16 protein-coding genes are annotated in these 19,913 nt (G+C 66.7%); 10 read left to right on the forward strand and 6 right to left on the reverse strand.

What is annotated here, in order from left to right; all coding sequences use genetic code 11:
- Window positions 1-131: 131 nt before the first annotated feature.
- The 6 genes from zwf to GQO94_RS10615 all read left to right on the forward strand — a co-directional run bounded on the left by zwf (window position 132) and on the right by GQO94_RS10615 (window position 8,914).
- Window positions 132-1,574, forward strand: a complete 1,443-nt coding sequence (zwf, locus tag GQO94_RS10590) for a glucose-6-phosphate dehydrogenase (RefSeq protein WP_156841180.1) — start codon at window positions 132-134, stop codon at window positions 1,572-1,574.
- An 83-nt stretch (window positions 1,575-1,657) separates the two neighbouring features.
- Window positions 1,658-3,487, forward strand: coding sequence for a phosphogluconate dehydratase (gene edd / locus GQO94_RS10595; RefSeq protein ID WP_156841182.1), 1,830 nt, complete (start codon window positions 1,658-1,660; stop codon window positions 3,485-3,487).
- A gap of 4 nt (window positions 3,488-3,491) precedes the next feature.
- Entirely contained in the window at window positions 3,492-4,463 is a 972-nt protein-coding gene (gene glk, locus GQO94_RS10600) for a glucokinase (RefSeq protein WP_156841184.1), read from the forward strand.
- Entirely contained in the window at window positions 4,460-5,086 is a 627-nt protein-coding gene (gene eda, locus GQO94_RS10605; RefSeq protein WP_156841186.1) for a bifunctional 4-hydroxy-2-oxoglutarate aldolase/2-dehydro-3-deoxy-phosphogluconate aldolase, read from the forward strand. The genes glk and eda overlap by 4 nt, the downstream gene beginning before the upstream one ends.
- Complete coding sequence (locus GQO94_RS10610) at window positions 5,083-7,854, forward strand: phosphoenolpyruvate carboxylase (protein WP_156841188.1); 2,772 nt, start codon at window positions 5,083-5,085, stop codon at window positions 7,852-7,854. The genes eda and GQO94_RS10610 overlap by 4 nt, the downstream gene beginning before the upstream one ends.
- 376 nt (window positions 7,855-8,230) lie before the next feature.
- Complete coding sequence (locus tag GQO94_RS10615; protein WP_156841190.1) at window positions 8,231-8,914, forward strand: L,D-transpeptidase family protein; 684 nt, start codon at window positions 8,231-8,233, stop codon at window positions 8,912-8,914.
- Between the two features lie 150 nt (window positions 8,915-9,064).
- Here the strand turns inward: GQO94_RS10615 and tilS are convergent, their stop codons facing one another.
- From tilS to GQO94_RS10640, 5 genes are all read right to left on the reverse strand, one after another.
- Window positions 9,065-10,060, reverse strand: a complete 996-nt coding sequence (tilS, locus tag GQO94_RS10620; RefSeq protein ID WP_232332878.1) for a tRNA lysidine(34) synthetase TilS — start codon at window positions 10,058-10,060, stop codon at window positions 9,065-9,067.
- Window position 10,061: 1 nt separating this feature from the next.
- Window positions 10,062-11,003 carry a tetratricopeptide repeat protein gene (locus GQO94_RS10625; RefSeq protein WP_156841194.1) on the reverse strand — a complete coding sequence of 314 codons (942 nt, stop codon included), beginning with the start codon at window positions 11,001-11,003 and terminating at the stop codon, window positions 10,062-10,064.
- Window positions 11,004-11,123: 120 nt separating this feature from the next.
- A complete protein-coding gene (locus GQO94_RS10630; RefSeq protein ID WP_156841196.1) occupies window positions 11,124-12,137 on the reverse strand; it encodes a helix-turn-helix domain-containing protein in 1,014 nt (337 codons plus the stop codon).
- 197 nt (window positions 12,138-12,334) lie between these two features.
- The gene (gene ptsP / locus GQO94_RS10635; protein ID WP_156841198.1) at window positions 12,335-14,608 is read right to left on the reverse strand and encodes a phosphoenolpyruvate--protein phosphotransferase; all 2,274 of its coding nucleotides are present in this window, start codon (window positions 14,606-14,608) and stop codon (window positions 12,335-12,337) included.
- A gap of 114 nt (window positions 14,609-14,722) precedes the next feature.
- Window positions 14,723-14,878 carry a DUF465 domain-containing protein gene (locus GQO94_RS10640; protein ID WP_156841200.1) on the reverse strand — a complete coding sequence of 52 codons (156 nt, stop codon included), beginning with the start codon at window positions 14,876-14,878 and terminating at the stop codon, window positions 14,723-14,725.
- 196 nt (window positions 14,879-15,074) lie between these two features.
- Between GQO94_RS10640 and GQO94_RS10645 the strand changes: the two genes are divergently transcribed.
- The 4 genes from GQO94_RS10645 (at window position 15,075) to GQO94_RS10660 (ending at window position 18,192) form a co-directional block, all read left to right on the forward strand.
- Window positions 15,075-15,272 (forward strand): DUF465 domain-containing protein, encoded by a 198-nt coding sequence (locus GQO94_RS10645; protein ID WP_156841202.1) that lies wholly within the window; start codon window positions 15,075-15,077, stop codon window positions 15,270-15,272.
- A gap of 154 nt (window positions 15,273-15,426) precedes the next feature.
- Window positions 15,427-15,888, forward strand: coding sequence for a DUF1465 family protein (locus GQO94_RS10650; RefSeq protein WP_232332879.1), 462 nt, complete (start codon window positions 15,427-15,429; stop codon window positions 15,886-15,888).
- A gap of 214 nt (window positions 15,889-16,102) precedes the next feature.
- A complete protein-coding gene (locus tag GQO94_RS10655; protein WP_156841206.1) occupies window positions 16,103-17,011 on the forward strand; it encodes an isopenicillin N synthase family dioxygenase in 909 nt (302 codons plus the stop codon).
- Window positions 17,008-18,192 (forward strand): MFS transporter, encoded by a 1,185-nt coding sequence (locus GQO94_RS10660; protein ID WP_156841208.1) that lies wholly within the window; start codon window positions 17,008-17,010, stop codon window positions 18,190-18,192. Before GQO94_RS10655 ends, GQO94_RS10660 begins: the two co-directional genes overlap by 4 nt.
- On the opposite strand, the gene GQO94_RS10665 is transcribed toward GQO94_RS10660, so the two are convergent.
- The gene (locus tag GQO94_RS10665; RefSeq protein WP_156841210.1) at window positions 18,189-19,667 is read right to left on the reverse strand and encodes an FGGY family carbohydrate kinase; all 1,479 of its coding nucleotides are present in this window, start codon (window positions 19,665-19,667) and stop codon (window positions 18,189-18,191) included. The two genes, GQO94_RS10660 and GQO94_RS10665, sit on opposite strands and share 4 nt — an antisense overlap.
- Window positions 19,668-19,913 lie beyond the last annotated feature (246 nt).

Genomic DNA, 19,913 nt, shown 5'->3' on the forward strand with positions numbered 1-19,913 from the left:
GGGCTTTGCACCGCGCATTAACAGCGTATCGGAACCTGAGGAGCTTGCCTATCGTTCCCGGGTATGCTGCATTTGCGAAACACGCGGAACAGGGAGCCATCCGCCTTGCCCACTTCAGGACCCCGCCGATCATGACCGGGTTCATCGCGGATCGTCTGGTTTTGTTCGGTGCTACGGGCGACTTATCGAAGCGCATGCTGCTGCCTTCGCTGGCTGCGCTCGACGCCGATGGCCTGCTCGATCCTCACTTGGAGATCATCGGCACCGCGCGCGGCGAGATGGACGATGGCGCCTTTCGCAGCTTTGCGCGCGAATCGCTCGAGCAGTTCCTCCCGGCCGACCGGCGCGGCGGCATGGCGACGTTCCTCAATCGCCTGAGCTACCAGGCGCTCGATGCCACGACGATCGAGGGGTTCGACGCGCTCGCCAGGAAAGTCGGAAAGCCCGAACACGGCACCGCGATCTTCCTGAGCACCGCGCCCAGCCTGTTCGAGCCGACTATCCAGGGGCTGAAGGCCAGCGGCCTTGCCGGCGGCAACGTGCGGATCGGGCTGGAAAAGCCGCTGGGGACGGATCTGGCCTCCAGCAAGGTCATCAACGATGCGGTCGCCACCGCCTTTCCCGAACACCGCATTTTCCGCATCGACCACTATCTCGGCAAGGAAACGGTGCAGAACCTGCTGGCGCTGCGCTTTGCCAACATCCTGTTCGAACCCTTGTGGAACGCCCAGCACATCGCGCACGTACAGATCACCGTGGCCGAGACGGTCGGGCTGGAATCGCGCGTCGCCTACTACGACGATTCGGGCGCGCTGCGCGACATGGTGCAAAACCACATGCTCCAGCTGCTCGCGCTCACCGCGATGGAAGTGCCGGTCAGCTACGACAGCACCAACGTGCGCGATGAAAAGGTCAAGGTCCTGCGCGCGCTGCGCAAGGTGCACGCGGCCGACACCGTCACTGGACAGTACCGCGCCGGTGCGGTCGGCGGCGCGGCGGTGCCCGGCTATGACGACGAGCTGGGCAAGCCGTCGAACACCGAGACGTTCGTTGCGATCAAGGCGCATATCGACAACTGGCGCTGGAAAGGCGTGCCGTTCTACTTGCGCACCGGCAAGCGCCTGCCGCGTCGGACCACCGAGATCATCATCCAGTTCCGCGATGTGCCGCATTCGATTTTCTCGGGCCGCATCGCGCGGCTTCAGCCCAATCGCCTCGTGATCGGCATCCAGCCGGCCGAGAACATCACGATGTCGGTGATGGCCAAAGTGCCGGGGCTCGATCGCGGCGGCATCGGTCTTCGGCCAGTCCCGCTCGACATTGCCATGCCCGAGGCGTTCTCCGGTCCGCAGCGCCGGATCGCTTACGAACGCCTGCTGCTCGACCTCATCGAAGGCAACCAGACGCTGTTCGTCCGTCGCGACGAAGTGGAGGCCCAATGGGAGTGGATCGATGCGATCCGTGCCGGTTGGGAGGAACATGCGCAGGAGTGCAAGACTTATACGGCTGGAAGCTGGGGCCCATCGGCAGCGATCGCGCTGGCCGAACGCGACGGGGTGACCTGGCACGAATGAACCGGCCCGAACGACCGGGCCCGCAATGACCGCGCATGCATGACAGCGCTGCCCATCGCCGGGTGGCGCGGGAGAAACGCGATATGACCGACCTTCACCCCACCATCGCCAAGGTGACGCAGCGCATCGTCGAACGGTCCCGGCCCGGCCGGCAGCGCTACCTCGACCTCGTCGCGCGCGAGGGCGAGAAGTTTTCCGACCGCACGTTCCTGTCGTGCTCCAACCTCGCGCACGGCTTCGCCGCCGCCGGGGAGGACAAGGCCTCGATCGCCGGGCAGCGCGGGCCGAACCTGGCGATCGTGACCGCTTACAACGACATGCTCTCGGCGCATCAGCCCTATGGCCGCTACCCCGAGCAGATGAAGCTGTTCGCGCGCGAAGCGGGGGCCACCGCGCAAGTTGCGGGCGGGGTTCCCGCGATGTGCGATGGCGTCACCCAGGGCTTCGACGGGATGGAGCTGTCGCTGTTCAGCCGCGACACCATCGCGCTGTCGACCGGCGTTGCCATGAGCCACGCGATGTTCGACGGAATGGCGTTGCTCGGCATCTGCGACAAGATCGTGCCGGGCCTGTTCATCGGCGCGCTGCGCTTCGGCCACTTGCCCGCGATCTTCGTGCCATCCGGACCAATGCCGAGCGGCATTGCCAACAAGGAAAAGCAGAAAACCCGCCAGCTCTATGCCGAGGGTAAGGTCGGGCGCGACGAACTGCTCGCCAGCGAAAGCGCGAGCTACCATTCACCCGGAACCTGCACCTTCTACGGCACTGCCAACTCCAACCAGATGATGATGGAGATGATGGGCCTGCACATGCCCGGCGCCGCTTTCGTGCCGCCGAACACGCCGCTACGACAAGCGCTGACACGCGCCGCCGTCCACCGGCTCGCCGCGATCGGCCGCAAAGGCAACGATGTGCGGCCGATGGCCGAAGTCGTCGACGAGAAGGCGATCGTCAACGCCTGCGTCGGCCTGCTCGCGACGGGCGGGTCGACCAACCATGCGATCCACTTGCCCGCAATGGCGCGCGCGGCGGGCATTCTGCTCGACTGGCAGGACCTGGCCGATCTGTCCGCCGTCGTCCCGCTGATCGCGCGCGTCTATCCCAACGGTTCGGGCGACGTGAACCATTTCCATGCGGCCGGCGGCATCGGCTACGTCGTGCGCGAGCTGGTGGGCGCCGGCCTTGCGCACGGCGACATTCTCACGGTCGCGCAAGGCGGCATGGCGGACTACGCGAAGGAACCCGCGCTCGATGGCGAGGCGCTGGTCTGGAAGGATTTGCCCGAAGCGAGCGGCGATGACACGATGCTGCGACCGGTTGCAAGCCCGTTCCAGCCCGAAGGCGGAATGCGCCTCGTCGAAGGCAATCTCGGCCGCGCGACGTTCAAGACCAGCGCGGTCGACGAGGAACGCTGGACGATCGAGGCACCTTGCCGCGTGTTCGAAACCCAGGAGGCGGTGGCAAAGGCCTTTGCCGCAGGCGAACTCGACAAGGACGTCGTGGTCGTCGTGCGCTTTCAGGGGCCCCGCGCCAACGGCATGCCCGAACTGCACAAGCTGACGCCGCCGCTGGGCGTCCTGCAGGATCGCGGCCACCGCGTCGCGCTCGTCACCGATGGGCGCATGTCGGGCGCTTCGGGCAAAGTGCCCGCCGCCATCCATGTCACACCCGAGGCCCTTGCGACACGCGAAGGCCAATGGGGGCCCCTCGCCTACTTGCGCGACGGCGACATGGTCCGTCTCGACGGCGAGACCGGCGAGCTTTCCACCAGCGCCGATCTTTCCGGCCGCGAACCCGCCGCGCCGACGGAGGACGTCATGGGCATGGGCCGCGAACTCTTCGCCATGTTCCGCCTGGGCGCGGGCGGGGCGGAACAAGGCGGCTCGGCCATGCTCGAACTGGCGGGGCTGTGAGGCCATGACCAAGCTCGTCGCGCTCGACATCGGCGGCACCCATGCCCGCTTTGCCCACGCCGAAATCGGCGCGGACGGCGCGATCACGCTGGACGAGCCGGTGACGCTGAAGACATCCGATTACGTCAGCCTCAACACCGCCTGGGAAGACTTCGCACGCAAGTCGCAAAGCCCGGTGCCCGACAACGCCGCCATCGCCATCGCCGGGCCGGTCAACGGCGAGACGGTGCGGATGACCAACAATTCCTGGGTGCTGCATACCGGCCGGCTCGACGATCAGCTTGGGCTCGACAAAGTTACGCTGATCAACGATTTCGGCGCCGTCGCCCATGCCGCCGCCCGCGCCGACGATAGCGAGTTCGTCTATCTCGCGGGCCCAGACAAACCGCTGCCCGATACAGGGACGATCAGCGTCATCGGCCCCGGCACGGGTTTGGGCGTCGCGCATTTCCATCGCTATCCGGGCGGCTACCACGTGCAGGCGACCGAAGGCGGCCATATCGATTTCGCGCCGGTCGACCGCATCGACGACCTGATTCTGGAGCGCTTGCGCAAGCAGCATCGCCGCGTTTCGGTGGAGCGGGTCGCGGCGGGCCCCGGCATCATAGAGATCTATACCACGCTGGCCGCGCTCGAAGGGCGTCCCGCCCCCGACGGCGACGACAAGGCGATCTGGCAGGCTGGACTGGAGCGGTCCGATCCCATCGCCAGCGCCGCGATCGACCGGTTCTGCATGACCCTGGGCAGCGTCGCGGGCGACTATGCCCTCGCGCATGGGGCCAGCGCGGTCGTCATCGCCGGTGGCCTCGGCTACCGTATCCGCGAAACGCTGGTGCATTCCGCCTTTGCCGAGCGGTTCCGCTTCAAGGGCCGCTACGAGGAAATGATGGCGGGCCTTCCCGTCAAACTGATCACTCACCCCCAACCCGGCCTGTTCGGCGCCGCCGCGGCCTTCGCCAGGGAACACTGTACATGAGCGACTTGTCCGACCCCACCGAAGCGATCATGCGCATGGCCCCGGTGATCCCGGTGCTGGTGATCGACGATGTCGCGCATGCAGTGCCGGTCGCACGGGCGCTCGTCGCCGGCGGCTTGCCGGTGCTCGAAGTGACGCTGCGCACGGCGTGCGCGCTCGACGTCATTCGCGAGATGAAGCAAGTTCCCGGAGCCGTCGTCGGGGCCGGTACGGTGCTCAATCCGCTGGAGCTCGAAGCCGCGATCAACGCCGGCAGCGAATTCATCGTCTCGCCGGGGCTGACCGAAAGCCTGGGCAAGGCAGCGATCTCCGCCGAAGTTCCGCTCCTCCCCGGCATCGCGAACGCGAGCGACATCATGCGCGGACTGGATCTCGGCTTTACCCGCTTCAAGTTCTTCCCCGCCGCCGCTTCGGGCGGGATTTCGGCGCTCAAGGCGTTGTCCGGTCCCTTCGGCATGGCGAAGTTCTGCCCGACCGGCGGCATCGGCCTCGATACCGCGCCCGACTGGCTGGCGCTCGATGCCGTGCTGTGCGTCGGCGGCAGCTGGGTGGTCCCCAAGGGCCCGCCCGATACCGCCGCGATCGAAGCGGCGGCGCGTGCTGCCAAGGCGCTCGCACGATGACCGCCTTCAGCGAACTCGACGCGCGGCTTCAGGAGCTGCATCGCCGCACGGCGGAAACGCCGCTGTTCAATCCGGTCTTCCAGCTCGCGATCGAACTGTCGCGCAAGCTCGAAGCGAACGAGATGAGCCTCGACGACTTCGAGAGCCTCGTCGCCGAAATGGAGTGCGAAGGCTTGCGCGCCCGCGCGGCGCGGCTTGATCGCATGCTCGCGCCGATGGCTTTGCCGGAGAACGACGCGCACCTTACCGAACTCGCCAGCGAAGAGGACTTCACCGCTTTTGCGGTGCGCTGGCAGCGGCCCAATGCGCATGTCGTCTTCACCGCTCACCCCACCTTCCTGCTGAGCAAGGCGCAGACCGAGGCCGTGGCGACATCGGCCTCGACCGGCGATTTCAGCACCGGCACCGTCTGCGTCGCCGATCCCTCGCGCGACACCATCACGCTCGATTACGAGCACGATGCGGCGATGCAGGCGATCATCCGCGGTCAGGAAGCGCGCGACCGCATCACCGCCAACCTGCTCGACATCGCTGCCGCGCGCTGGCCCAAGCAGTGGAAGTCGCTGCGCCCCTTGCCGGTCCGCTTCGCCACGTGGGTCGGTTACGACATGGACGGGCGCACCGACATCTCGTGGAACACCTCGATCCGCTATCGCCTGCACGAAAAAGCGATGCGGCTGGAACGCTATGCCGCCATGCTCGAAGGGGTCGAGCCCGAGGTCGCGGCGAAGCTGCGGCGCGCGCACGATCACACCGCCGAAATGGCCGCGCACTTCGCCGAGGACTTGTCCGCGCCCGAAGCGCTGTCGGCGGCCGCCAATGCGCTCACCGCCGACCATCCCGACAAGCTGATCAGTCTCGCGCCGATCATCGCCGAGCTTGAGGAAGAGGCCCGGCACGCCGATCAGGAAAAGGCGCGCGACATCCTCGTTGCGGTGTCGGCAATGCTGGCGGACGGGCTTGGCATGGGCTGGATTCACTTCCGGGTGAACTCTTCTCAGCTTCAGAACGCGATCCGCCGCCGCATCGACAAGACCGGCACGATGAACCTCGCCAGCCAGGCCGCGCTGGCGAAAATGCGCGAGTTGCTGGCCGAGGCGAAGCCGCTCCGCTCGAACTTCGCCGCGCTGGCGATCGAGAATTCGACGGCAGTGCGCCAGTTCCTGGCGATGGCGCAGATCCTCGCCCATATCGACAGCGACACGCCGATCCGGATGCTGATCGCCGAATGCGAACAGCCGACCACGGTGCTGGCCGCGCTCTATTTCGCGCGGCTGTTCGGCATCGAGGACATGGTCGACGTCTCGCCCTTGTTCGAGACCGAGACCGCGCTGGAGCACGGCGGCCGCTTCCTCGACGCCGTCTTCGCCGAGCCTGCCTATCGCGACTATGCGAGGAAACGCGGGCGGGTCGCCATCCAGACCGGTTTTTCCGATGCCGGCCGCTTCGTCGGCCAGATCCCGGCGAGTCTGGCGATCGAGCGCATTCATGGCCGCATGGCCGAAGCGATGGTCGCGAACGGCCTCACCGACGTTGCCGCGCTGATCTTCAATACCGGCGGCGAATCGATGGGCCGCGGCGCGCATCCCAACAATCTTGCCGACCGGTTCGACTGGCAGATGTCCCCGTGGGCGCGGCGCCGGTTCCTGCGCGCGGGCATCCGCCTCGAACCCGAAGTCAGCTTCCAGGGTGGCGACGGCTATCTTTGGTACGGCTCGCCCGAACTGGCGCTGGCCACTCTGACGCGGCTGTGCGAGCGGCCCTTGTGGAAGACCGAGCGCGATGCGCCGACCGATCCCTTCTACCGCCGCACCGACCTCAGCCTAGATTTCTACCGCGCGATCCGCTCGGTGCAGCACGAGCACCTGGAAAGCCACACGTACAACCGCGCGATTACCGCGTTCGGGCTGGGCCTGCTCAACGACACCGGCAGCCGCAAGTCGCGCCGCCAGTCCGACCTCGCTTCCGACCGGACGATGAGCCTGCGGCAGATCCGCGCGATCCCGCACAATTCGATCCTGCAGCAGCTCGGCTATCCGGTGAACGTGATCGCCGGGATCGGCACGGCGGCCGAGAGCAATCGCGAGGAAATCGCCACGCTCCTGCGCGAGAGCCCGCGCGGGCGCGAGCTCGTCCGACTGGTGCGCGCGGCCAATGCGCTCGCCTCGATCAAGACGGTGGCGGCGCATGGCGAGCTGTTCAATTCGGCGTACTGGGCAAGCCGGCCCTATCGCGGCGACGAGCAGCACATCTCTGACGCCTGCCTCAAACTTGGCGAATATCTGACGAACGACGATCGCACGGGTGTCTATCGCCGCCTCGCCTCGCGGCTGCGAGTCGATTCGCTCAAGCTGCACCGCTTGCTGGAGCTGATCCCGGACGAGAATCCCCAGCCCGAACGCGAGCACACCCGCCGCAGCCTGGGCGCGCTGCAATCGCTGCGCCTGGCGCTGTTCAAGCACATGTTCCTGCGCGCCGTCTCGATCCCCACGTTCAGCCGGGCGAACGACATCAGCCGCGAAGACGTGCTCGAAATGGTCTTCACCTTGCGGGTCGACGATGCGCTGGCCCAGCTGCGCCGCGCCTTCCCGATCCATTTCCCCCGGATCGAGGACTTTTCGGTCGAATGCCCCAGCGACTATCCCGATTCGGGCGCGAGCGGCTATGCGCAGATCCACGCCGACTACATCGACCCGATCGAACGCAGCTATCGCCTGGCGCTGCGCATCACCACCGCCATCGCCAACGAGTTCGGCGCGCACGGCTGAGGCGGTTCGCTCGCCAGGCAGGAGGAGTTCGGCCAAAACAGGGCGGCCGGGGCGACCCGGGATTGGGTCACCTAATCCCGTCATGCTGAACTTGTTTCAGCATCTATCGTGCCACCCGCTCAGGGTCGGATACGGGGCGGCATGGATGCTGAAACGAGTTCAGCATGACGGGGGTTCGGTGTCGTCCATGATTGAGAATCCAACGCGCCGATTCTAGGTCGCGGTCACACTTTCGCTTCTCCGCCAGCCGTTAAGCTTTGCCGCGCATCGGTCCCTTGCCGAGACACCAACCAGCCCGCACTGGCAATTCGGGCAAGTTCACGCGATATTTAGCTTGGGCAACGAGTATAGTCGCAACACAGGTAGTCGAGTTTTCATGAACGGCCGCATCCTTCTCGCCACGACATTCACCGGGCTCCTCGCGATCGCCGGGGGCTTGTACCTCGCCAATCCGCCGCAGACGCCCGAGCCCGCCTCGCTGACATCGAGCGCGGTCGCGAGGGGCGATAACACGGCAACGGCGCCAGAACCCTTTGCCGAGAACGGGATCGCTCAGGCCCAGGCGGCCACGCCTGCGCCGGCCAAGCTGGACGATCACTTCACCATCAAGCACATCCTGCCGATCGAAGGCGCCATCAAGTATGGCGACTGGCACTGGGACGAAAGCGCCGCTCCGGCGGAAGGGCCGATCGTGATCACCGTCGATCTCGACGCGCGCGTGCTGTCGATCTTCCGGGGCGGCTACGAGATCGGCGCCGCCGCCGTGCTGCTGGGTACCGAAGACAAGCCGACGCCGCTTGGCGTGTTCCCGATCACGCAAAAGGCGCGGCACCACGTTTCCAATCTCTATGACGCGGAAATGCCCTACATGCAGCGGCTTACCAACGACGGTATCACCCTGCACGGCTCGAAGGTTGAATGGGGCTATGCCAGCCACGGCTGTATCGGAATGCCCGAACCCTTCGCCGCAAAAGTTTTTTCGCAGACGAAGCTGGGCGATCGGGTGTTCATAACTCGCGGCAAGATGGTCGGTATGGGCGATTCACTTGTCGATTCCTGATCGCAAATAGGGCACACTGCGCGGGCCGAAACGGTAATCCCGGCCCCCTGATAGCTCGGGATTCGCTTTCGACCTTTATGGTCGAGAGACCGGGGAAGCAATCGAGGGTAAAAAGACGGGCCACCCTCGATTGCTTCTCCCGGATTTTTCCTAAGAATTTGAAGGACTTGTCGGTGATTTCCGCGGCGCTGCGCGGCGTGCGGGCGCGCGCGTGAAGCTCCATCCGGCGATGTCGGGGCGCACGATGAGGCTGCCGATCGAGGCCGGCTTGCCCGCCAGCAGCGAGTCGACGAGTCGCGCCACGGCCCTCCCTCGCGGCGATTCGCCGTCGAGTTCGGTGACGATTCGCGCCACGACTCGCAGCACCGCCGCGCGCGGAGCCGCGGGGCGATAGTGCAAACCCATAGCTTCCTTCCGGACGTGGTCGCGATATTCGCGCAAGGCGACCCATTCGACGACCTCGTCGGCCTCCGACAAGTATGCGGCGCTGGCCGCCACCGCGGGAATGTCGATCCAGTCGACTGCCTGCAGCGCCTTGCGCATCCGCACGCGGTCGAAGCGGTCATCGAGGTTGCTGGGATCGGCCACGGCCGTGATGCCGGCGCCGGTCACGACCGCTTCCAATTCGACACGGCGCCAGTCGAGCAGCGGACGCAGCAGCGGAATGCGCGTCCCCGGCACGACCCCGCGCGCCCGGGCACCGGCAAGGCCCGCGACCCCGCTCCCCCGATTGAGCCGCATCAGCAACGTTTCGGCCTGATCGTCGGCGTGATGGCCAGTGGCGAGTGCGCCCAGGCCGCGCTCCTCGATCCAGCCGGCCATCGCGGCGTAGCGGGCGCGGCGCGCTTCGGCCTGAAGATTGCCGCCGGCGACCTCGACGCGCAGCGCGGCATGCGGCACGGCCAGGTCTACGCAGAGCGCGGCCACTTGCGCGGCCTCTGCCGCCGCTTCCGCTCTCAAGCCGTGATCGACAGTGGTGGCCTCGACGCGTCCGGATAGCGCGGCCGTCGCCAGCAGCAGCAGCGCGGTGCTGTCGGCCCCGCCGGAAACCGCCAGACCCAGCCGAGCGGCCGGATCTTCCACCTCGGGCCAGAGCCGCAGCAACCCCTCGCGAAAGCGGGCGACGGCTTCGGCATCGGTCTTCACGTCAGGCCGAACAGTTGAGCCCGTTGCGCGTGGAGGCATAGAGGCTGGCGAGGCGGCCGGAAGCCTCGGCCGCGTAAGTCTCGCTGAACTCGGCCAGCGCGATGCAGGCGCGGCTGGTATCCTTGAGCTGCTTCATCGACGCCGCGAGATACAGCAGCGAATCGGGCGCCCGCTCGCCGCGCTTGTCGGCCTGGTAGTTCTGCAGGAACCACTTGGCCGCTTCGCGCGGATTGCCGTCGTCGAGATAGGCGCGGCCGAGCAGATTGCGGCCCCAGCTAATCCGGGGGTGGCGCGGATACTTCTCGACGAACATCTTCAGCTGCTGCTGCGCTTCGGGATAGAAGTTCGCGTCCCACAGCCGAAACCCGTAGCTGTACTCGTCGTCGCCCGGGTCGTCGGTCTGCGGCTTGACGATCGCGCTCACCGCCGAAACCCGCGATGCCGGCGCGGGCTGCGCGGTGGCGGCGGGGCTCGGCGAAGGAGCCGGCGTCGAAGCGCCGCCCGACATCGCGCCGAGATTGCTTTGCGCCGCACCGGTGGTGGATGCGGGAACTTCGGTGGTCGCGGTCATCGCCGAGGCGCCGGCGGCCAGTTTGGTTTCGAGCTGGGCGATGCGATTGGAATTCTGCTCGATCTGTCCCGTCAGTCGCGCCATCTGCGCCTCGATCGCGTCCATCCGCACGAGCATGTCGGACACCGCCGTGGTCGCCGGCGGGGGGGTGGCGGTGGCGGTCGTGCCGGCCGTGATCTCGGGGGTGAAGAACTTGCCGTCGCCGCCCGGAAAGACCTTGCGCTGCAGCGCACGCACTTCGGCCTCGACCTTCTTCAAACGACTGTCGGTGGACTGCGCCTGGGCGGTCCCGCCGGAAAAAATCAGCGCCAGCGCCGTAGTCGCGATGGCGAGAGAGCGTAGTGCCCGCGCGGACGCCCCCGATGAACTCATGTCAGGCATTCCCTCGATTGTGGATCCGGAGCCCCGAGACTGGCGAAGCGAACCGGAATGCATGATGAACCGTTAACCCTGCAAAACCTTGCCCGCCCGAGACACGGCTGTCGAGACGGCTTACTCGGAATCGGTGGAAACCGGCGCCGGCGCGGCGGCTTCGGCCGAGACACTCGCACCCGACCGCCGCTGGGCAGGCGATTGCGGCGCCGTGGCCCCGCCTGCCGGTCGTCGAGCCAGAGGCGGGTTCGCACGCGGCGCGGCAGTTGTACGGGCGGGGGAAGACGGAGCCGGGGACGGCGCAGCGGCCGCGGGAGGTGACGGCGCTTCGGGCCGCCCCGCAACGCGCGCGCGCAGCTTGTCGGCATCGAGCGGGACGTCAGAGACGATGATCGGCGTGTCCTCGAGCCGCGGCAGCGCTTGGCCGTTGATGGTCAGTTCCAGCGCATCGGGCCTTCCGGTCCGCAGCACCGGCGCATCGGCATCGGCCGGCACGGTATAGACTTCGCCTTGCGACAGCTCCTTCTGGAACAGCTGATCGCCCGCGGCATTGGTCACCTTCACCCACACGTTGGGCGCCATCGCCTTCATGGCGACGACACCGCCGCTCGGCACGGGGGCCGCGGTCGGCTTGGCTTGCGGGGCTTGGCGGGCAGGCGCAGCTGCCGGCGGCGCATCGGCGATCAGGCTCGGCATTTCGGCCTCGGGGCTGAACAGGCTGTCCCACACGAAGAACAAGGCGATGAACACCCCGATCGCCGCGATGCCGGCAATCCAGGCCAAGGCCGAGGGCGGCACGCGGGCGGGGTCGCCGGGCTCGAAGCTGGTGGCCGGGCGCGGCTGATAATCGCGCGGCTCGATCTGGTCGCGGACCTGCTGGGCGATGACGCCTTCATCGAGGCCGACCGTCTTGGCGTAAGCCCGCGAGAAGCCCACGGCATAGGTCTTGCCGGCCAGATCGCCGAAGCGGTTCTCCTCGATCGCGACGAGGTGGCGCTCGGCGATCCGGGTCTGCGCGGCGACGTCTTCGCGGCTCAGACCCATCCGTTCGCGCGCAGCCAGTAGAGTGGCGCCGACGCTGCCGTTCGATCCGCTTGCGGACCCGGCAGCAGCATTGTCATCGTAATCTTCCATGCCACTCCCGCTCGGCGAGACTGCAACCCGTCAGCGTGTTAGGCCGCAACTCAAGTGGTGAAGGACGCCGCTGTCAATCCAGCCCCTAACAAAGGTTGCTCGCAAGTGCGACAGGCGAACCGGACCGCGCGATGAATTTCCGTGGACCGCGACCTGTTTCGCAAAGTTCGAAGCGTTCATGACGACCTCTCGCTCCGTCAATCGAGCTGCATCCCGCGCTCGGCCGCCCATTCGATCAGAGCCACGCGCAAGTTGGGCGGGGGCGAGGCAAGCCATTGCAGCATCGCTTCGCGGATTTCGCGCACCGAAACCATCCGCACCAGTTCCTTGATCGGGCCCACCGAGGCGAGCGTGATCGACAGCCGCGTAAAGCCGAGGCCGAGCAAGGCCAGAGCCTCGAGCTGGCGCCCGCCCATTTCACCGCAAACCGTGAGATCGATCTCGGTGCCTTTGAGATTGACGACGACTCGGCGCAGGAACCGCATGATCGCAATGCTCAGCCAGTCGTAGCGCGCCGCGAGCTTGGGATTCGATCGATCCGCCGCGAACAGGAACTGGGTGAGATCGTTGGTGCCCACCGACAGGAACGAGATGCGCGAGGCCATCGCGTCCAGCTGTTCGGCCAGCGCCGGCACTTCGAGCATCGCACCGTAGCGGACCTGTTCGGGCATCTTTTTCTTTCGGCTCCGCAGAAACGCGAGCTGCCCATCGAAGACGGCCTTGGCGGCGTCGAACTCCCAAGGTTCGCTCACCAGCGGGAACATCACGTTGAGCGTGCGCCCCGCGGCGGCTTCGAGCAGCGCTCGCGCCTGTACCTTGAGCAGGCCGTCGCGTTCGAGCGCGACACGCAACGCGCGCCAGCCCATCGCCGGATTTTCTTCCTCGCCGCCGTCGTGGCGCAGATAGGGCAGCGTCTTGTCGCCGCCGATATCGACCGTGCGGAAGACCACCGGCTTGTCGCCCGCGGCTTCCATCACATCGCGATAGAGCCGCGTCTGGCGCTCACGCGCGGGCAGCGTCGCCGAAACGAGGAATTGGAACTCGGTGCGGAACAGCCCGATGCCGTCGGCGCCCGTCAGGCTGAGGTTGGTGATGTCGTCGCGCAGGCCCGCATTGATCATCACCGTGACTCGTTCGCCATCGAGGCTGACGGGCTGCACGTCGCGCAGGGCGGCATACGTCGCTTGCCGTTCGCGACTGCGCGCGAAGCGATGTTCGAACGCATCGATGATGCCTTGCGAAGGTCGCACCGAAAGGGTCGCCTGGTCGGCATCGAGCAGCAACGGATCGCCTTCGCGCACGATACCGCGCATGCCGCGCATGCGGCCCAGCACCGGCACGCCCATGGCGCGCGCGACGATGACGACGTGGCTGGTGAGCGAGCCTTCCTCGAGGATCACGCCCTTCAGGCGCCGCCGGTCGTACTCCAGCAATTCGGCCGGACCGAGATTGCGCGCGATGAGGATGGCATCGCGCTTGAGGCCGAATTGCGCCGCCGTGCCGATCTGGCCCGAGACGATCCGCAGCAGGCGGTTCGACAAGTCCTCCAGATCGTGCATCCGGTCTGCCAGCAGTGGATCGTCGATCTGGCGCATGCGCATGCGGGTGCGCTGCTGCACGCGCTCGATCGCGGCTTCGGCGGTCAGGCCGGATTCGATCGCCTCGTTGATGCGCCGCGTCCAGCCTTCGTCGTAGGCGAACATCTTGTAGGTCTCGAGCACTTCTTCGTGTTCGCCGCCGACACCGAATTCGGCTTCTCTCGACATGCGCTCGATCTGCTCGCGCATGCGCTCGAAGGCCATGATGACGCGCTGGCGCTCGGCCTCGGTATCTTCGGCGACGACGTGCTCGATCGTGACGCGCGGCTGGTGATAGACGGCAAAGCCGCTGGCGAGGCCTTTGACCAGCGTCAGGCCATGGATCTGCTCGGGCCCGGTCTGGCCGACGCTCGGCCCCTGGGCGGCATCCTCGTCGATCAGATCGGCGTTGACGATCAGTTCGGAGAGCACCATCGCCACGGTCTGCAGCGCCTCGATCTCGATTTCTTCGTAGCGGCGCGGATCGACATGCTGGACGCACAAGACGCCCACGGCGCGCTCGCGCCGCACGATCGGCACGCCGGCGAAGGAGTGGAACTTCTCTTCCCCCGTTTCGGGCCGATAGGAGAAATCGGGGTGCGCGGTCGCTTCGGCGAGATTGAGCATCTCGATATCCTCGGCGATCGTGCCGACGAGGCCCTCGCCCACCGCCATGCGCGTGACGTGGACCGCTTCCTGCGCGAGGCCGCGAGTCGCGAACAATTCGAGCATGCCTTCGCGCAGCAGGTAAATCGAGCAGACCTCGCTATCGAGGGACTCACCGATCACCTCCACCACGTTGTTGAGCTTGGCCTGCGCATGGCTGCGCGAGGCCATCACCTCGTGGAGTCGGGTCAGAATATTTCTTGCTGCTTCCACGGCGCCGCTGCTCATGCCTTTTGCACGTAGAGCAAAGCGCACGGTTTGGAAACGCGGCGGATCCATCGAATGCATCCAGCCGATGCAATCAGCGGGGGAACGATGCCCCCGCCGTCTTTGCCGCTCGCGTCAGTGTCGCAAGAGCTCTTCCTTGAGCTTCAGTTTGCGTTTCTTCAGAGTCTGGATCGTCGCGGCGTCAGGAGATGGGCGCCCCAGTTCCTCGTGTAGCTGCCGTTCGATGCCGGCGTGCTTGAGCTGAAGAGCGCTGACGTGCGAAGTGTCCATGTATGGTCCTCCTTTTTTTCGCGGGGCCGGACCCCCGGTTGCCGACTCGCTTCCAGGCGTGTCCGGCTGATTGTCATGGAACCACAACACGGGCCTCTTGCGAAGCGCATTGTGACCCCATATCGGTGAACCGCAGCCTCCGCGCGTTGAGCCGGAAGCATTCTTGCAAAAGCTCACAGACGGGAAACAGGCTGGCGTGACCGAAGAAGAGATGCGCAAACGTCTCGAGGTCCTCAGGATCGAGCATCGTGATCTCGACGCGGCCATCGCCGCGCTCGCAGGCGCGGGCGTTCCGGACCAGTTGCAGATCGCGCGGCTGAAAAAGCGCAAGCTGAAACTGAAGGACCAGATCATGATGATCGAGGACTATCTCATCCCCGATATCATCGCCTGACCGGGCGAAAATCGGGCCTCCAAGCAAAAAAAGCCCGAAATCCGGCGAGTCGTCCCCCTTTCGGACAATCCCGATTTGGTCGCGGAAAAGCCACGGGTCAAGGTTGCCTCGAAGGCCCCGCTGGTCATAGGCAACCGGGATGAACCCCCCGGTGATGATCAGTGCCCGTATCGTTGAGACGCTCTACAGCGAGGCTCTGGTCCTGTCGGATCAAGTGCGGGCGGCGTTTTCGCTGTCCGATCGAATCGCGCTCGAGGATACCGAAGAAGACCTCGTGCGGGTCGCCCATTCGAGCGAGGGGCTGCGCACCACGACGCGAATGATGCATGCGGTCGCCTGGCTGCTCAATCATCGCGCCTTCCTGATGGGCGAGCTGACCGAGTTCCAGCTGCGCCGCTACGGCAAGCTCGCCCCCGATGGGCGCCGTTCCGATCCCCGGCATCTGGCACTGCTGGAGCCCGAGGTCCGCGCACTGGTGGCCGAGACCGCGCGCTTCCATGCCCGCCTGCGCCGGCTCGACGAAACCTGGCGGCGCCAGGTGCCCGCCGCGACCGGTGCGATCGAACGGCTGCGGGCCCGTATCGAAGGCCGGATGCCACAGCAGCAGGCCGTCTAGGCCGCGCCCTTACCGGCGATAACCGCCGCCCTCATTTGCGCAACGGCCCGTGCGGAACATTTCGATGGCCGCCGGGCGTGTCATCGGACACAAGGTTCTGGCGGAGTATGCGTGCGCGATCCGTTTTCCCGTTCCCCGGCGCTGCATGAGACTATCCGTTCCTTCCACTCGAAGGACGCTTCGCCAAACGGGAAAGTCGCATCGAGAATATCCGATGACCATTCCTCTGATCGATCTGCGATCGGCGCCCGACGCCGGTCAGGCCATGGATGCCGGTCTGGCAGACTACGGTTTCCTGCAACTCGCCCACATCGGCATCAGCCCCGCGGAGCTGGCAGCGGTATTCCAGGCGAGCGAAACCTTCTTCAAGAGTTCTCCCGACAGCAAACGCCGCTGCGCCTATCGCTCGGCTGCCGAGAATTTCGGCTATCAGGGCCTGCTGGAGGAAAACCTCGATCCCGCCGCGCCGGCGGACGTGAAGGAGACCTTCACCATGCGCAACATCGCGGCCGCTCCGCCGCCACAGGAGCGCTGGCCGTCCGATGCGTTTCGCGAGATCATGTGCGGCTTTTATGCCCGGGCGCTTGCCTGCGCACACCAGATCCAGCGGCAGATGGCGACCAGGCTCGGGATGCCGCCGGACTATTTCACCCGGCTGCATTCGGGCCAGAACGTCACCTTGCGGCTGCTTTATTATCCGGCGTCGCAGTCCGGTGCCGAAGCGCGCGATCCGGCCCAGTTGGGCGCGGGCGCGCATACCGATTACGGCTTCATGACGCTGCTGTTCCAGCATGGCGTCGGCGGGCTGCAAGTGATGGACAGCGCAGATGCGTGGATCGACGTGCCGCCGCGCGACGAGGCGGTGGTCGTCAACAGCGGCGACATGCTCGAACGCTGGACCAACGGGCGCTACAAGTCGACGATGCACCGCGTCATCGCCATGGACGGCCAGCGCGATCGGCTGTCCATCGCGATGTTCATCGATCCCGACAGCGACGCGCTGATCGAAGCGCTGCCGAGCTGCGTCTCGCCCGAAAACCCGGCGCGGTTCGGCCCGATCTCCGCCGGAGCGCATCTGCAGGCCCGGCTGGCTGCCTCGCACAAGGGGAGGTTCGCACAATGAGCGAGGCTTTGGGCCGCGACGGCGCGAAGCGCTTCGAATTCCCGCTCCTTCTGGCAGGATCGATCGCCTTCATGACCTCGACCATGTTCAGCGCGATGAAGCCGCTTCTGATCACGCGCTTCGTCGAGCAGACCGGCTATTCGCCCAGTCTGGCCGGGCTTGCCGCCGCGATGCCGTTCATCGGGGGGATCGCCTCGTCCTTTCTGATGCCCTGGCTCTTCCGTCATGTCGGCGCGCGCTCGGCGATGGCGGGCTTCGCGACCGGGCTTGCCTTGTGCGAGGCCGGCAACGCGCTGGTCTTCGCCGTGCCCGTGCTGGTTCTGCTCGGCCAGTTCCTCGCCGGGATCTGCGGCGGTGTGCTGATGGGGATGACATCGCGGCTGATCGCGGTTTCGAACCGCGCGGAGCAAACCTTCGGCGTCGTCGACATGGTGGGCGTGCTCGCCATGTCGGCGATGATCGCCGGCTTCGGCGTCTCCGTCGAATGGGACGGCCTGCGCGGAGCCTTCTGCGCCGCGGCGGCCTTGTGCGCGCTGTTCGCCGCCATCCTGCAAGCCTGTCGCACTGCGTTACCTGAACCGCACGCCGCCGGTGACCACCGGCAGACAGCGCCGCTCGCTCTCGACTGGCGGGCCGCCGCCATCGTCGCCATGGGGGTGCTGTTCATCACCTTCAGCGGCCTCGGCTTCGCCTTCATGATCACCGCGGCGCGCAATCTCGGCATGAGCTACGAAGAGGCGAGTTCGGCGATCGGCATCGTCCTGTTCGTCTCGGCCGCCGGCTGCCTGACCGGAGGATGGTGCGCCGCGCGCTTCGGGCCGAGAATGCCGCTGTTCGCCGCCTTCGTCGTCTGCGCGCTGGGCTGGAGCATCGCGCTTCATGCGACCAGCCGGGAGGTGTTCCTGCTCGGCCTCACTCCCGCGATCTTCGCGCTGCAGTTCTGCTTTCCGGTGCTGCTCGCGCTCGCCGGATCTTTGGACAGCGAAGGGCGGCTTGCCGCTATCGCCGCGCCGATCATCGTCAGCGGGTTCGCCTGGGCCGCGATCCTGGCCGGATTGCTCGTGGATCGCTGGGGACTGGGTTCGCTGCCATATGCCACCACGGCGGGGATGGCGCTTTGCGCGCTGCTGCTGCTCGCCGGCACAACGCAGCCTTCGCGCCGGGAGCCCGGCACGGCCTAAGTCGTGCGCAGCGCCTCGCGCCATTGCGCCAAACGCAAGTCGCGCACGTCGTCCGTCATCTGCGGTTCGAACCGCTCGACATCGCCGCGCATCGCTTCGGCAGCGACCGCCAGCGAGGGATGGAGCCCGGCGCCCGCAGCCGCCAGCATCGCCGCGCCCAGCGCGGTCGTCTCGATATTGTGCGGGCGCTCGACGGTGACGGCGAGGACATCGGCGAGGTCCTGCGCCATCCAGTCGTTGGCGCTCATGCCGCCGTCGATCCGCAGCGTGGTCCAGCGCGCGCCGTCGGCAGCGAAAGCCTCGGCAAGGTCGCGCGTCTGCATCGCCATCGCCTCGAGGGCGGCGCGTGCGATGTGGGCGCGCCCGGTCGCAAACGAGAGGCCGGTGAAGCTGGCGCGCGCTTCGGGCTTCCAATGCGGCGCGCCGAGGCCGGAGAGCGCGGGCACGATCACCACGCCGCCGTTGTCGGGCACCGATCGTGCCAGCCGCTCGCTGTCGGGCGCGGCGTCGATCACGCCGAGGCTGTCGCGCAGCCATTGCAGCAGGCTGCCGGCGACGAACACAGCGCCTTCGAGCGCATACGTCCGCTGCCCCTCGAATTGAGTCAGCACCGTCGCCAGCAGCCGGTGGCCCGAGCGCGGCGGCTCTTTGCCCATGTTGGCGAGCACGAAGGCGCCGGTGCCGTACGTGGCCTTGGTCTCGCCGGGAGAGAGACAAGCCTGGCCGATCGTCGCCGCCTGCTGGTCGCCCGCGAGACCGGTGATCGGGATCGCGCCGCCGAGCAGATCGGGCAGAGTCGTCGCAACCAGACCCATGCTGTCGCACACTTCGCCCAGTGCGGTGCGGGGCACGCCGAACAGATCGCACAGCCCTTCGTCCCAACGGCTCGCTTCGAGCGGCAGCAGGCTGGTGCGGCTGGCATTGGTCGCATCGGTCAGGTGCGTCCCGCCGGTGAGGCAGGCGAGCAACCAGCTTTCCACCGTGCCGAACGCCAGCCGCCCGGCCTCGGCCGCGCCGCGCACCGCGGCGTCGTGCTCGAGCATCCAGGCCATCTTGGTCGCCGAGAAATAGGGGTCGATGACCAGGCCGGTCTTCGCTTGCACTGCCGCCTCGTGGCCGGCCTCGCGCAATGCGCGGCAGTGCGGCGCGGTGCGGCGGTCCTGCCAGACGATCGCACGGGCGAGGGGATCGCCGGTGCGCTTGTCCCAGGCGACCACGGTCTCGCGCTGATTGGTGATGCCCAGTGCGCCGATCCGGTCGGCCCCGCCCGCCTGCGTCACCACTTGCCGCGCGCAGGCGAGCGCCGCGGTGCGAATCTCGTTCGCATCGTGCTCGACCAGCCCCGGCGCGGGATAGTGCTGCTGCAGCGGCCGCTGCGACATCGCACGCAAGGCACCCGCGCGGTCGAACACCAGCGCGCGGGTCGAAGTCGTCCCGGCATCGATCACCAGCACCAGTTCGCCCAGCGGGTTCATTGCGTGTCCTTCTTCCTCGTCCCAGGACCGGTCATGACCGGTGCGGGGCTGCCGGGCAAGGGTTGGCCTTTGGGCGAGAGGACGGACGCGGCTTCCCCTTCCCCCCTTCGTCATTCCCGCGAACGCGGGAATCCAGTGGGTGCCGTGCCATCAGTCGGTATAGAGCCGCGGTCGATCACGGTTGTTGCGGCGAGTGGTCTTCCTGCAAAGTCGCGCTGCTTGGATTCCCGCGTTCGCGGGAATGAC

The organism is Novosphingobium aquimarinum (assembly GCF_009746585.1).
Taxonomy (GTDB): Bacteria; Pseudomonadota; Alphaproteobacteria; order Sphingomonadales; family Sphingomonadaceae; genus Novosphingobium; species Novosphingobium aquimarinum.

What these genes read in the sequence shown, in the direction of transcription:
- zwf (WP_156841180.1), top strand. Translation starts at nt 132, where the DNA reads ATGACCGGGTTCATCGCGGATCGTCTGGTTTTGTTCGGTGCTACGGGC.
- edd (WP_156841182.1), top strand. Translation starts at nt 1,658, where the DNA reads ATGACCGACCTTCACCCCACCATCGCCAAGGTGACGCAGCGCATCGTC.
- glk (WP_156841184.1), top strand. Translation starts at nt 3,492, where the DNA reads ATGACCAAGCTCGTCGCGCTCGACATCGGCGGCACCCATGCCCGCTTT.
- eda (WP_156841186.1), top strand. Translation starts at nt 4,460, where the DNA reads ATGAGCGACTTGTCCGACCCCACCGAAGCGATCATGCGCATGGCCCCG.
- GQO94_RS10610 (WP_156841188.1), top strand. Translation starts at nt 5,083, where the DNA reads ATGACCGCCTTCAGCGAACTCGACGCGCGGCTTCAGGAGCTGCATCGC.
- GQO94_RS10615 (WP_156841190.1), top strand. Translation starts at nt 8,231, where the DNA reads ATGAACGGCCGCATCCTTCTCGCCACGACATTCACCGGGCTCCTCGCG.
- GQO94_RS10625 (WP_156841194.1), bottom strand. Translation starts at nt 11,003, where the DNA reads ATGAGTTCATCGGGGGCGTCCGCGCGGGCACTACGCTCTCTCGCCATC.
- GQO94_RS10630 (WP_156841196.1), bottom strand. Translation starts at nt 12,137, where the DNA reads ATGGAAGATTACGATGACAATGCTGCTGCCGGGTCCGCAAGCGGATCG.
- ptsP (WP_156841198.1), bottom strand. Translation starts at nt 14,608, where the DNA reads ATGAGCAGCGGCGCCGTGGAAGCAGCAAGAAATATTCTGACCCGACTC.
- GQO94_RS10640 (WP_156841200.1), bottom strand. Translation starts at nt 14,878, where the DNA reads ATGGACACTTCGCACGTCAGCGCTCTTCAGCTCAAGCACGCCGGCATC.
- GQO94_RS10650 (WP_232332879.1), top strand. Translation starts at nt 15,427, where the DNA reads ATGATCAGTGCCCGTATCGTTGAGACGCTCTACAGCGAGGCTCTGGTC.
- GQO94_RS10655 (WP_156841206.1), top strand. Translation starts at nt 16,103, where the DNA reads ATGACCATTCCTCTGATCGATCTGCGATCGGCGCCCGACGCCGGTCAG.
- GQO94_RS10660 (WP_156841208.1), top strand. Translation starts at nt 17,008, where the DNA reads ATGAGCGAGGCTTTGGGCCGCGACGGCGCGAAGCGCTTCGAATTCCCG.
- GQO94_RS10665 (WP_156841210.1), bottom strand. Translation starts at nt 19,667, where the DNA reads ATGAACCCGCTGGGCGAACTGGTGCTGGTGATCGATGCCGGGACGACT.